The 13090-nt window shown below is 65.5% G+C and carries 12 protein-coding genes; 10 read left to right on the top strand and 2 right to left on the bottom strand.

The features are described from left to right. The first annotated feature begins 42 nt into the window (after window positions 1-42). On the top strand, window positions 43-1110 hold the full coding sequence (locus GOQ09_RS20485; protein WP_157615227.1) for an extracellular catalytic domain type 1 short-chain-length polyhydroxyalkanoate depolymerase: 1068 nt from the start codon (window positions 43-45) through the stop codon (window positions 1108-1110). Here GOQ09_RS20485 and GOQ09_RS20480 read toward each other — a convergent pair. Together GOQ09_RS20480 and GOQ09_RS20475 are read right to left on the bottom strand one after the other, a co-directional pair. Then, window positions 1107-1535 (bottom strand): hypothetical protein, encoded by a 429-nt coding sequence (locus GOQ09_RS20480; protein ID WP_157615225.1) that lies wholly within the window; start codon window positions 1533-1535, stop codon window positions 1107-1109. The genes GOQ09_RS20485 and GOQ09_RS20480 overlap by 4 nt on opposite strands. After that, a complete protein-coding gene (locus GOQ09_RS20475; protein ID WP_207309879.1) occupies window positions 1519-2145 on the bottom strand; it encodes a nucleotidyltransferase domain-containing protein in 627 nt (208 codons plus the stop codon). Before GOQ09_RS20475 ends, GOQ09_RS20480 begins: the two co-directional genes overlap by 17 nt. Window positions 2146-2322: 177 nt before the next feature. On the opposite strand from GOQ09_RS20475, the gene urtA reads away from it, so the two are divergent. The 9 genes from urtA (at window position 2323) to GOQ09_RS20430 (ending at window position 13083) form a co-directional block, all read left to right on the top strand. After that, window positions 2323-3591 (top strand): urea ABC transporter substrate-binding protein, encoded by a 1269-nt coding sequence (urtA, locus tag GOQ09_RS20470; RefSeq protein WP_157615223.1) that lies wholly within the window; start codon window positions 2323-2325, stop codon window positions 3589-3591. A gap of 188 nt (window positions 3592-3779) precedes the next feature. Then, a complete protein-coding gene (gene urtB / locus GOQ09_RS20465; RefSeq protein ID WP_157616785.1) occupies window positions 3780-5327 on the top strand; it encodes an urea ABC transporter permease subunit UrtB in 1548 nt (515 codons plus the stop codon). Beyond that, the gene (urtC, locus tag GOQ09_RS20460; protein WP_157615222.1) at window positions 5324-6553 is read left to right on the top strand and encodes an urea ABC transporter permease subunit UrtC; all 1230 of its coding nucleotides are present in this window, start codon (window positions 5324-5326) and stop codon (window positions 6551-6553) included. Before urtB ends, urtC begins: the two co-directional genes overlap by 4 nt. Before the next feature lie 55 nt (window positions 6554-6608). Then, a complete protein-coding gene (gene urtD, locus GOQ09_RS20455) occupies window positions 6609-7487 on the top strand; it encodes an urea ABC transporter ATP-binding protein UrtD (protein ID WP_157615220.1) in 879 nt (292 codons plus the stop codon). A 12-nt stretch (window positions 7488-7499) separates the two neighbouring features. Continuing rightward, entirely contained in the window at window positions 7500-8192 is a 693-nt protein-coding gene (urtE, locus tag GOQ09_RS20450) for an urea ABC transporter ATP-binding subunit UrtE (RefSeq protein WP_157615218.1), read from the top strand. Window positions 8193-8327: 135 nt separating this feature from the next. After that, complete coding sequence (locus tag GOQ09_RS20445) at window positions 8328-9584, top strand: MFS transporter (RefSeq protein WP_157615216.1); 1257 nt, start codon at window positions 8328-8330, stop codon at window positions 9582-9584. Between the two features lie 88 nt (window positions 9585-9672). Continuing rightward, window positions 9673-10683, top strand: a complete 1011-nt coding sequence (locus tag GOQ09_RS20440) for an aldo/keto reductase (protein WP_157615214.1) — start codon at window positions 9673-9675, stop codon at window positions 10681-10683. 37 nt (window positions 10684-10720) lie between these two features. Beyond that, entirely contained in the window at window positions 10721-11659 is a 939-nt protein-coding gene (locus GOQ09_RS20435) for a VTT domain-containing protein (protein WP_157615212.1), read from the top strand. A 59-nt stretch (window positions 11660-11718) separates the two neighbouring features. Beyond that, window positions 11719-13083, top strand: coding sequence for a cache domain-containing protein (locus tag GOQ09_RS20430; RefSeq protein ID WP_157615210.1), 1365 nt, complete (start codon window positions 11719-11721; stop codon window positions 13081-13083). Window positions 13084-13090 lie beyond the last annotated feature (7 nt).

The following is a 13090-nucleotide window of genomic DNA, read 5'->3' as shown; positions in this document are numbered from 1 at the left end:
CGCCCGTTTGGACGGCCGGCGCTTTGCCTTCACACTGCGCCCATGGTTCGTCGTTCCACCGCTGCTTCTCTCTTTGCCCGCGCCTATGAGCGCAACCTGAAGGCCCTGACCAAGCTCACGCTGAGCAACAGCAAGCGCGTGACCGGGCAGGTGCAGCGCGCCACCGCAAAGCGCCTCAAGCCGCCGCCGGGCCGGGGCGACTGGCTCAGCGGCATGGCGCTGGGCCCGGGCGGCGCGCGGGGCTATCACCTCTTTCGCCCGGCCGACCTGAAGCTGAAGCCCGGCGAGAGATTGCCGCTCATGGTCATGCTGCACGGCTGCGGTCAGACCGGGCGCGACTTTGCGGCCAGCACTCGCATGAACGCGCTCGCGGTACGGCAGCGCTTTCTGGTGCTTTATCTGGAGCAAGACAGGCTGGCCCACCCGCAAGGTTGCTGGAACTGGTATGAGCGACGCTCGGGCAAGGCCGACGCCGAGGCCGCCACGCTGATGGCTGCCATCGATCAGGCCTGCGTGCTGTACCCGGTAGACCGCGAGCGCATTGCGCTGGCCGGCCTCTCGGCCGGAGCCAGCATGGCGGCCCTGCTGGCAACGCGCTACCCGCTGCGATTTCGCGCCGTGGTCATGCATTCAGGCGTGGCGCCTGGCGCCGCGAAGTCCTCGGCCACCGCCTTGGGCGCGATGCGCGGCCAGCACACGCCGCCGATGCCCTCCACCGCGGTCGGCAAGGCAATGGGCGCCGCCGCCGTCTTCGCGACATTGCCACCGATGCTGGTGCTGCATGGCGATGCCGACGCCGTGGTCGCGCCGAGCAACGCCGTCAATAGCGCGGCCGTGTGGGCCACGGCGGTAGGTGCTAAGCCAGGCCTCGCGCGCACGCTCCAGCGTGGCAAACGGCACCCCATGCGCGTGACCCAGTTCCGCCGCAAGGGCCGCACGCTGGTCACGCTGTGCGAGATTGCAGGCCTGGGCCACGCCTGGAGCGGCGGCGCCGCCAGCCTGCTTTTCAGCGACCCGGCCGGGCCGGACGCGACGCGGATGGTCTGGGCCTTTGCGGCGGCGCAGTTCAAGCTGGAGGCGCCGAGTTTCATTTCGGCCGCGAACGTCTAGTCGGGCTTGGGTGGAGGCAGTTCAGAAAGCTTAGAGGAGACGCGTTGGCATGCGGCGATCAGATCGCGAACGATGCGCTCGTCTACATTCATGTCGCCCTCGTACTCTCCGAGATTACGTATTTCATGGCACTTGGCCAGTACCCGCCACACCTCCGGGCCCAGCTCCAATGTATGAGGCAGCACCTGAAAGACAATGAAGCGGTTGCCTGAGCGGTAGCCATGCCAACGCAGCGCCGCGAGGCACATGGCATGCGCTGCGTTGTAGGCAAGATCGAATCGGCCCTCGACGGAAAGTTGCATCACCTGAGCGTCCGCCAGGCGCGCGAGTCCGGAACGCACCAGGCCCGCGAATTCGCGAGCATCCGGAGGTTCTGCGGCGAGCGGCTTGGTCGGGCCGCACAGGTTTTCAAGCGGGGAGGGCATGCGCGTTGCCGATGATCCAGAGCTTGGGCTGCTCCATGACGCGCTTCACGAACGATTCGCCGTCTTTGTGCTTTCGCATCAGTTCTTTTCTTGTGAACATGGTCGGGTTCACTGTACGGCCCAGACGTGCCGACACTGCATCGAGAGCGAGAAACAGATCCGAATACGCAAGTTCTTCACTGATCAGCAGCAGGTCGATGTCGCTCGCGGCCGTGTCGCTCTTCTTGGCCACAGAGCCGAACACGAACGCGGCTTCGATCTTTTCGGCCAGCGGTTCCAGCGCTTCGCGCAGTGGACCTGCGAGTCCGAAGGTCTTGCGAACGATGCTGCTCAATTCGTCGAAGATCGGAGCCGCGGCATTGGCTTGATAGTGCTTCTGGTTGCCGACGCGCGATGTGATGAGCAGGCCACTGTCTGCCAACTGTTTGAGTTCGCGTTGCACGGCGCCGGAGCCTGCGCCGGTCAACTTGATCAGCTCGGTGGAAAAGAAACTCCGGTCCGGCTGGCCGAAGAGATAGCCGAGCACGCGCTGCTGGGTGGTCGTGAACAGGGCATCCGCCAGGCTGGCGGACCTTGCGGTCTGTTTTACTTGCGACGAGGACATGCCCATTTTGGGTATTTTAAAGCCCAAAATGGGTTTTTGTGTTGCGGCTCGACACTCCCGCCCTGAGTACCTCCGTGTACGCCACCCGGCGTATTTCTCGCGCGCGGTCGAATCCGCAGACTCCCCTCCATCGTCCGGCGAGCCCGGCGAGCAGGTTTCAACCACCCCGGAGCAGGAGTCCACATGCAACGTCGTTTCACCCTCAAGGCGCTCACCGCCGCCGTCGCCCTGGCCAGCATCTCCGCTGCGCCGGCCTTTGCCGCCGACACCATCAAGGTCGGCGTGCTGCACTCGCTGTCGGGCACGATGGCCATTTCTGAAACCGTGTTGAAAGACACGGTGCTGATGGCCATCGACGACATCAACAAGAAGGGCGGCGTGCTGGGCAAGCAGCTCGAGCCCGTGGTGGTCGACCCGGCTTCCAACTGGCCGCTGTTCGCCGAAAAGACCAAGCAACTGCTCGGCCAGGACAAGGTTTCGGTGATCTTCGGCTGCTGGACCTCGGTGTCGCGCAAGTCGGTGCTGCCGGTGGTCGAGGAAATGAACGGACTCTTGTTCTACCCCGTGCAGTACGAAGGTGAAGAGCTCTCCAAGAACGTGTTCTACACGGGCGCCGCGCCCAACCAGCAAGCCATTCCGGCTGTCGACTACCTCATGAGCAAGGAAGGCGGCGGCGCCAAGCGCTGGGTGCTGCTGGGCACCGACTACGTGTACCCCCGCACCACCAACAAGATCCTGCGCGCCTACCTCAAGAGCAAGGGCGTGAAGGACACCGACATCGACGAGAAGTACACCCCCTTCGGCCACAGCGACTACCAGACCATCGTCGCCGACATCAAGAAGTTCTCGGCCGGCGGCAAGACGGCCGTGGTGTCCACCATCAACGGTGACTCCAACGTGCCCTTCTACAAGGAACTGGGCAACGCGGGCCTGAAGGCCAAGGACGTGCCGGTGGTGGCCTTCTCGGTGGGCGAAGAAGAACTGCGCGGCGTGGACACCAAGCCGCTGGTCGGCCATCTGGCCGCATGGAACTACTTCATGTCGATCAAGAACCCGACCAACACGGCGTTCATCAAGCAGTGGGGCGACTACGCCAAGGCCAAGAACATCGCCGGCCACAAGGACAAACCGCTCACCAACGACCCGATGGAAGCCACCTGGATCGGCATCCACATGTGGAAGCAGGCGGTCGAGAAGGCCAAGAGCACGGACACCGACAAGGTGATCGCAGCGATGGCCGGCCAGACCTTCACGGCGCCTTCGGGCATCGTGTCCAAGATGGACGAGAAGAACCATCACCTGCACAAGAGCGTGTTCATCGGCGAGATCAAGGCGGACGGCCAGTTCAGCGTAGTGTGGAAGACGCCCGGTCCGGTCAAGGCCAAGCCGTGGAGCCCGTACATCGAAGGCAACGACAAGAAGCCGGACCAGCCGGCTGGCAAGTCGATGTAAGTGTGTTTCTTTCTCCCTCCCCTCCGGGGGAGGGCAGGGGTGGGGGCTGACGGCGGTCGATTCGAGCACTGCGCTTGTCGAGGCGCCGCGTGCCCCCCATCCCAACCTTCCCCCGGAAGGCGAAGGAGCCAATCCCAACTTCCACTTTCACAATGCTTCGACGACCCCTTCACTGTGCACTCGCCGCCTTGCTGCTCATGGCGACGGCCGTCCACGCGCTGACCGCCGACGAAGCCAAGGCCATTGCCTCGGGCGAATCCGAATCGCGCATCACCGCCCTCAACAAGGCCGTGCTCACGGCCGACGAAAAAACCGCGGCCTTCATCCAGGCCATGTCGGAAGGCGCGGTCAAGTACACCGAAGACAAGGTCTTCGTGATGAAGGACGACAAAGGCTACGACCCCGTGACCGGCGCCGAGTTGAAGGTGCCCGACACGGCCGAGGACGTGGTCAACAACAACCTGATGCGCGGCGCGCTCGATGCCGCGCAGGCCGCGCTCAAGCTCACGAGCAAGGACGATGCGGTGCGCGCCGAAGCCGCGCAGGCGCTCTTCAAGGAACCCGACGAGTCGCGTGTACCCATGGTCGAGAAGGCGCTGGCCGCCGAGACCAACCCAGGCATCAAGGCGCAGCTCCAGCTGGTGCGCGCTGCCAGCATGCTCGGCAGCGCCGACAAGGCCAAGCGCCTGGCCGCCGCGAAGGAGCTCGGCGCCAACAGCAGCCCCGACACCAAGCTGCTGCTCAACCAGCGCCTGGCCGATGAAACCGAGGCGGACGTCAAGGCCGCCATCGTCGCTTCCATTGCAAGCATCGACGGCTCGCTGGTGTGGGGCGACCGCATCAACGCCGTGTTCAGCGGCATCAGCCTGGGCTCGGTGCTGCTGCTCGCCGCGCTAGGCCTCGCCATTACCTACGGCTTGATGGGCGTCATCAACATGGCGCATGGCGAGCTGATGATGATCGGCGCCTACGCCACCTATGTGATGCAGGGCATCTTCCAGAAGTACATGCCCGAGGCGGCATTCGGCTGGTACCTGGTAGCAGCCATTCCGGTTTCGTTTCTGGCATCGGCGCTCGTGGGCGCGGTGCTCGAACGCGGCGTGATCCGATTTCTTTACGGCCGCCCCCTCGAAACGCTGCTTGCCACCTGGGGCATCAGCCTGATGCTGCAGCAGCTTGTGCGATCGCTCTTCGGCGCGCAGAACGTCGGCGTGGAAAACCCCGGTTGGATGAGCGGCGGCTTCACCATGCTGAGCAACGTCACGCTGCCGTGGAACCGCATCTGCATCATCATCTTCGCGGCGCTGGTGCTGCTGGCCATGGGCTGGCTCATCGCCCGCACGCGCCTGGGCCTGTTTGTGCGCGGCGTGACGCAAAACCGGCCCATTGCCTCGTGCATGGGCGTGAACACGGCGCGCATCGACACCTACGCCTTTGCGCTTGGCTCCGGCATCGCGGGCCTTGCGGGTTGTGCGCTGAGCCAGATCGGCAACGTGGGGCCCGACCTCGGCCAGAGCTATATCGTCGACAGCTTCATGGTGGTCGTGATGGGCGGCGTCGGCCAGCTTGCGGGCACCGTGTATGCGGCCCTGGGTCTTGGCGTTCTCAACAAGTTCATCGAGGGCTGGGCGGGCGCGGTGCTCGCGAAGATCGCGGTGCTCGTTTTCATCATCATCTTCATTCAGAAGAGACCTCAAGGCATCTTTGCCATGAAGGGCCGGAGCGCAGAAGCATGAGCAGCGAGGTCGTACTTCCCACCAAGGGGCCGCTGTTGAGCGGCAAGGGCTGGACAGCCTTTTTCGTTGCGCTGATCGTGGTGTGCGCGGTGGCGCCGGTGCTCAACATATGGGTGCCCGCGGACAGCCCTGTGCACATGAGCGACTACGCCGTGGCGTTGGTCGGCAAGATCATGTGCTACGCGATCTGCGCGCTGGCCATGGACCTGATCTGGGGCTACACCGGCATTCTCTCGCTGGGCCATGGCCTCTTCTTCGCGCTGGGCGGCTACATGATGGGCATGTACCTCATGCGGCAGATCGGCCGCGACGGCAACTACAAGAGCGACCTGCCGGACTTCATGGTGTTTCTCGACTGGAAGACGCTGCCTTGGCACTGGACCTTCAGCGACAGCTTCATCGCCACGCTGATCCTCATCGTCGCGGTGCCGGGGCTCATCGCCTTCGTGTTCGGCTTCTTCGCCTTCCGCTCGCGCATCAAGGGCGTGTATTTTTCGATCATCACGCAGGCCATGACTTTCGCGGCCATGCTGCTGTTCTTCCGCAACGAGACGGGCTTCGGAGGCAACAACGGCTTTACCGACTTCAAGCGCATCCTGGGTATTCCGATTGCGACGCAAGAAATGCGCATGACGCTGTTTGCGCTCACGGGCATTACGCTGCTGGGCTTCTTCCTGTTTGCCAGGTGGCTCATCGGCAGCAAGTTCGGCCGCGTGCTGCAGGCCATTCGCGATGCGGAAACGCGTGTGATGTTCTCGGGCTACAACCCGCTGCCCTACAAGCTCACGATCTGGGTCATCTCGGCCATCATGTGCGGCGTTGCCGGTGCGCTGTATGTGCCGCAGGTCGGCATCATCAACCCCGGCGAGATGAGCGCGGCCAACTCCATCGAGATCGCGATCTGGGCGGCCGTGGGCGGTCGCGCAACGCTCATCGGACCGATCATCGGCGCTTTCATCGTCAACGGTGCGAAGAGCTGGCTCACCGTCGCGTACCCGGAATACTGGCTTTACTTTCTGGGTGCGTTGTTCATTGCCGTCACGCTGTTCCTGCCGAACGGCATCGTGGGGCTGGTGAAGAAATGGCTGTCCCGCGAGAAGGCGGCGCCCGCTGCACCGAGTGCCGGCCGCGAGGAAGCGCAGCGCGCCATGGCTGCCGCGCAGGGCATGGAGCCCGAGGCGCTGCATGCGCCGCTCGCGCCCGAAGTGAAGGGAGCGCGCGCATGAGCCGCCGGGCCGCTCCCAAGGCGAATACCGCAGCGCAAAGCGCGGAGGTTTCTGAATGACACCCGACCTGATGGAAGCCGGCGCCGAGCGCGCCGCACGCGCCCACGGCATTCACTATGTGAGTGGCAGCACCGAGTCCGGCGGCCGTTCCGCTGGCTTCGGCCGCATTGCCACGCCGGGCGAGGTCGACGTGACGCACGGCCGCATCCTGTACCTTGAAGACGTGAGCGTGAGCTTCGACGGCTTCAAGGCCATCAACAAGCTGTCTCTCGACATTGCGCCGGGCGAGCTGCGCTGCATCATCGGCCCCAACGGTGCGGGCAAGACGACGATGATGGACATCATCACCGGCAAGACCCGGCCCGACGAAGGCACGGTGTTCTTCGGCAGCACCATCGATCTGCTGCGCCACCGCGAAGCCGAAATTGCGCAACTCGGCATCGGCCGCAAGTTCCAGAAGCCGACCGTGTTCGAGCATCTCACCGTGTTCGAAAACCTCGAGCTCGCGCTCAAGACCAACAAGGGCGTACGGGCGTCGATGCTGTTCAGGCTCGACTCGGCGCAGAGCGACCGGCTGGCCGAAGTGCTGCACACCATTCACCTGGCCGAGAGCGTGTCGCGCCTGGCGGGCAACCTGAGCCACGGACAGAAGCAATGGCTCGAGATAGGCATGCTGCTGATGCAGGACCCGAAGCTGCTGCTGCTCGACGAACCCGTGGCCGGCATGACCGATGAGGAAACGGCGCGCACCGCCGAGCTTTTTCTCACGCTCAAGGGCAAGCACTCGCTGATGGTGGTGGAGCACGACATGAGCTTCATCCGCACGATCTCCGAGATCGTGACGGTGCTGTGCGATGGATCGGTACTGGCGCAGGGCACGTTGGACGAGGTGCAGGCCGATGAGCGCGTGATCGAGGTTTATCTTGGCCGCTGAGGAATCGATTTCATGCTGACAGTCAAGAACATCCACCAGTACTACGGCGGCTCCCACATCCTGCGCGACGTGAGCTTCGAGGCCACGCTCGGCAAGGTCACGGTGCTGCTGGGCCGCAACGGCGTAGGCAAGACCACGCTGCTCAAGTCGCTGATGGGGCTCGTTCCCATCAAGAGCGGCAGCATCGAGCTCGAGGGCAAGCCGATCCACAAGGCCACGCCATACGAGCGGGCAAGAGCCGGCATCGGCTTCGTCCCCCAGGGCCGCGAAATTTTTGCGCGACTCACCGTCGAAGAAAACCTGCGCATGGGCCTGGCCTACAAGAGCGGCAGCACGCCCATTCCATCAGAACTGTTCGAGCTGTTCCCCGTGCTCAAGCAGATGATCAACAGAAGAGGCGGCGATCTCTCGGGCGGGCAGCAGCAGCAATTGGCCATTGCCCGCGCGCTTGCACCCAAGCCCAAGCTCCTGATCCTCGACGAGCCCACCGAAGGCATTCAGCCCAGCATCATCAAGGACATCGGCCGCGTCATCCGTATGCTGGCCGACCGCGGCGACATGGCCATCGTGCTGTGCGAGCAGTACTACGACTTTGCAGAGGAGCTGGCCGACGACTACCTGGTGATGGAACGCGGCGAGGTGATCGCGCGCGGCTTGGGCAAGGACATGGAAGCACAGGGCGTGCGGCAGCTCGTCGCTATCTGACCGTTCGGGTCAGAAGCCATAAAAGCCCATTCCGGGTATCGGCCCTTCGCCATCTGCGTATCGGCAGCAGTTCAGGGTTTACCCTAAAATCGGGCTCTGCCCGTCGCCGCCGGGCACCCTCCCAGGAGCCTGGCCTTGAACGCCTCCCCACCCGCGCCCGATGTTGGCGCGGACACCGACATTTCCTCTTCTTCGTCTGCGTCGCCTCGGCCCGTCAACTTCTTGCGGGCCGTGCTCGCGCTCGGCGTGGGCGGCTTTGCCATCGGTACGGGTGAATTCGTCATCATGGGCCTGCTGCCCGAGGTTGCGCGCGACATCGACGTCACCATTCCTCAGGCGGGCCACGTCATCAGCGCCTATGCGCTGGGTGTGGTCATCGGCGCGCCCGTGCTCGCGGTGCTTGCCGCGGGTTGGCGCCGGCGCGCGCTGCTGATTGTGCTCATGGCCATTTTTGCCGCCGGCAACTTTGCCAGCGCCATGGCGCCGGGCTACATGTCGCTCAACCTGCTGCGCTTTGCGACCGGCCTGCCGCACGGCACCTACTTTGGCGTTGCCGCGCTGGTGGCGGCCACGCTTGCGCCACCCGGACGGCGCGCGCGGGCCGTGGGCCTTGTCATGCTGGGTCTCACAGGCGCCACGCTCGTCGGCGTGCCGATTGCCGCGTGGCTCGGCCAGCTGTTCGGCTGGCGCGCGGCCTTCGTGTTCGTCGGTGTCATCGCGCTCATTGCCGTGGCGCTGCTGCGCCGCGACATTCCCGATCTTGCGGCGCCCGCGGGTGCCAGCCCCTGGCGCGAGCTTGGCGCGCTCAAGCGCAAGCAGGTGTGGTTCACGCTCGGCATCGGCGCCATTGGCTTCGGCGGCATGTTCTCCGTGTTCAGCTACATCAAGCCCACGCTCATCGAAGTGGCTGGCTTGCCTTTGGGCGGCGTGCCCTTCGTGCTTGCGCTGTTCGGCCTGGGCATGGTCACGGGCAACCTCGTCGGTTCGCGGCTGGCCGACAAGTCGCTCATGCGCACCATCGGCGGCCTGCTGGTGTATGCGGCGCTGGTGCTCGCCATGTTCACGTTCGCGGCGCACAACGTCTTTACCGCGGCGTTCAACGTGTTTCTTATCGGCACTACCGTCGCCATCGGCCCGGCGCTGCAGATCCGCCTGATGGACGTAGCGGGCGACGCGCAGACGCTTGCCGCCGCGCTCAACCACTCGGCCTTCAACATGGCCAACGCGCTCGGCGCGTGGCTCGGCGGCGTGGCGATTGCGGCGGGCCTGGGCTGGACCTCGACCGGGTGGGTCGGGGCGCTGTTGGCGCTGGCCGGCATCGGCATCTTCGGCTGGGCCGTGATGAGCGCACGCGCCGGCGCGCGGCAGGGCGGCCGGCTCGAAGCGACCTGAAAGACCGGGACATGCAGGATTGCGCGGCCGTGTCTATGATGACCGCCGCCCTTCCACACCTCTCTCATCGCTTCGGATCGAGACCACCATGAGCATTCCCACCACCCGGCTCGGCCGCACGGGCCTGACCGTGTCGCGCCTTGCGCTCGGCACCATGACCTTCGGCCTGCAGACCGACGAGGCCGTGTCGCACCGCATCCTCGACAAGGCCGCGGAAGGCGGCATCAACTTTCTGGATACGGCCGACGTGTACCCGCTGGGCGGCACGGTCGAGACCACGGGTCGCACCGAAGAGATCATCGGCCGATGGCTGCAAAAGCAAGGTCCCACCGGGCGCCGCCGCTTCGTGGTGGCCACAAAGGCCGTAGGCAAGGTCGGCCCCAACAGCTGGGACCAGGGTGCATCGCGCAAGCACCTGCTCGACGCCATCGACGCTTCGCTCAAGCGGCTGCAGACCGACCATGTCGACCTGTACCAGCTGCACAGCGACGACCGCGAGACACCGCTCGAAGAGAGCCTGGAGGCGCTCGACGTCATCGTCAAGTCCGGCCGCGCGCGCTACATCGGCGTGTCCAACTTCCTGGCCTACCGGCTGGCCCGCGCACTCGGCAAGGCCGAGCTGCACAAGCTCACGCGCTATGTGTCGGTGCAGCCGCGCTACAGCCTGCTGTTCCGCGAAATAGAGCGCGAGCTGCTGCCGCTCGCAGGCGAAGAAGGCCTGGGCGTGATTCCGTACAACCCGCTGGCCGGTGGGCTGCTCACCGGCAAGTACAAGCCCGGCGCCAAGCCCGAGGAAAACACCCGCTTCACGCTCGGCACCGCGGGCGGCATGTATCAAGACCGCTACTGGAACGAGCGTAGCTTCAACACCGTGACGCAGTTGCACAAGCTCGCCGACGAAGCCGGGGTGCCGCTGGCCACGCTGGCGGTGGCGTGGGTCATGGCCAACCCGCTCATCACAGCGCCGCTGCTCGGCGCCAGCCGGCCCGAACAGCTCGACGCCACTCTTGCAGCGGCGGAATACAAGCTCGACCCTGCCCTGAAGCAGAAGCTCGACGAGCTCACGGCCGAATACCGCAAGGGCGACGCGCCCCGTTAGGCCCCGAACAAGTGACCCCCCACCTCGCGGTGCTGCCATGGCACAGCTGATGTCGCTGCTGGTGCAGAACGCGATCGCGATCGTCTTCGCGGCGAGCTTTGCCGCGCGCCTCGGTTTGCCGGTGCCCGCCGCAGCCGTGCTGGTGGTTTCGGGCGCGCTGCTGGCGGCAGGCAACGTCTCGGTGGTGGGCGTGGTGCTGGCTGCAGTGCTGGCCAACCTGCTGGGCGACGGCGCCTGGTTCTATGCCGGGCGGCGCTTCGGCTACCGTTTCATGCGCCTTCTGTGCCGCATCTCGCTGTCGCCCGACTCATGCGTGCGGCGCGGCGAATCGCTCATCGGCCGATGGGGCGGCCTCTCGCTGGTGGCCGCCAAGTTCGTGCCCGGCGTCTCGGTGGTGGCGCCGCCGATGGCCGGCGCGCTGGGCATGTCGGTCTGGCGCTTCATCGGGTTCGACATTGGTGCCGCGCTCATCTGGACCGGCGTTTTCCTGGGGCTTGGCTGGGCCTTTCGCGAGCAGATCCAGGAGGTGCTGGCCATGCTCGCGCAGGCCGGCGGCATCGCAACGCTCGCGCTGGTGGTGGTGCTGGCCGTGATGCTGGTGGTGCGCTACTGGCGCCGCCGCGCGTTCATGCGGCTCACCGGCATGTCGCGCATCACCGTGGACGAGCTGCACGATCTTCTGGCCGGCGAAGCGCCGCCGCTGGTCATCGACGTGCGCGGCGAGGCGGGCCTGCAGGTCGACCCGCGCCGCATTCCGGGTGCGCTGTCGTACACGCTCAAGGCGCTGCAGCAGCGGCACGGAGAACTGCCGGTTATCGGCGGGCGCGACGTGGTGCTTTACTGCAATTGCCCCAACGAGGTGTCGGCCGCCCAGGCCGCGCGCGTGCTGCTGGCCCGCGGTGCGCGCCGCGCGCTCCCGCTCACCGGCGGGCTCGATGCATGGGTGGCATCGGGCCGGCCCACCAGCCTGCACTGATCAGTCCAGCGCTTTATCGGGCAGGACAGACCTCGCCCCGGTGGTAGTCTTCTCCCCCGATGAACCTCCGCACCAAGATCGTCGCGCTGGCCGTTGCACCGCTGCTCATCGCGCTGGTGCTGGTTGCCCTGGCGGTGCGCCACCAGGAGCATGACCTGGCGCGGCGCGAGCGTGCCCTCATCGAGAAAAGCTACATGGACCAGCGGCGCAGCGAACTGCGCAGCTATGTCGACCTGGCGGTAAGCATCGTGCGGCCGCTGTACGACGCGGGGCTGGACGACGAAGAAACCCGCAACGAGGCCCTGCGCCGCCTGGCCGCGCTCGACTACGGCGACGATGGCTACTTCTTCGTCTACGACATGCAGGGCCGCTCACTCATGCATTCGCGCCAGCCCGACCTCGTGGGCAAGAACCTCTGGGACATGCGCGACTCCCGCGGCCGCTTCACCATACAAGACCTGATTGCGGGGGCGCGCGCGGGCGGCGGCTATGTCGAATACGAATGGCGCAAACCCTCCAGCGAGCAGATGGCGCCAAAGCTCGGCTACGTGACCGCGCTGCCGCGCTGGAACTGGATGGTCGGCACCGGCCTGTACCTGGACGACATCGAAACCACCATGCAGGCGCTCGACCGGCAGATGAGCGCCAATGTCACCACCACGCTGCTGTGGATTGCCGGCATTGCCGCGCTCTGCCTGGGCGTGGTGAGCGCCACCGGGCTGCTGCTCAATCTCAGCGAACACCGCGTGGCCGAGGCCAAGCTGCGGCTGCTCGCGCGGCGCGTGGTCCAGTCGCAAGAAGAAGAGCGCGGCCATCTGGCGCGAGAGCTGCACGACGGCACCAGCCAGACGCTGGTGTCCGCCAAGCTGCTCATCGAATCCGCCGTGGACGCGCTCGACCGTGAAAGCCAGGCCGCACCACCCGCACTGACCAAGGCGCTGCAAAGGCTCAACGATTCGCTGCTCGAAGTGCGCCGCATTTCGCACCGCCTGCGCCCGGCGCTGCTCGACACCCTTGGCCTGCCCGCCGCGCTGCAACGACTGGGCGACGAGTTTGCGGAAGAGGGCGCCATCGATGCGTCCATCATGATCGAAGGCGAGGCCTTCGAGCTCTCGCAAGAAGCCAAGACAGCGCTCTTCCGCGTCACGCAAGAGGCGCTGACCAACGTGCGCAAGCATGCAAAGGCGAACCGCGTGCACATTGCCCTCGGCTTCTCGGACGAAGACGGCGTGCGGCTCGAAATTGGCGATGACGGCGAGGGTTTTGATGTGGACGCCATGCAACTCGACCCGCGCCGCGGCATCGGCCTGCGCAACATGCGCGAGCGCATGGAGTCGATCGGCGGGCGCCTCAGCGTGCGGTCCGGCGAAGGCGGAACAACCATCGTGGCCGAAGTGCCGACCCAGAGTGCCAAGCCCGACTAGCCGGATC

Source organism: Variovorax paradoxus (assembly GCF_009755665.1).
GTDB classification, from domain to species: Bacteria; Pseudomonadota; Gammaproteobacteria; order Burkholderiales; family Burkholderiaceae_C; genus Variovorax; species Variovorax paradoxus_G.
This window is presented reverse-complemented; position numbering and strand designations above follow the sequence as displayed.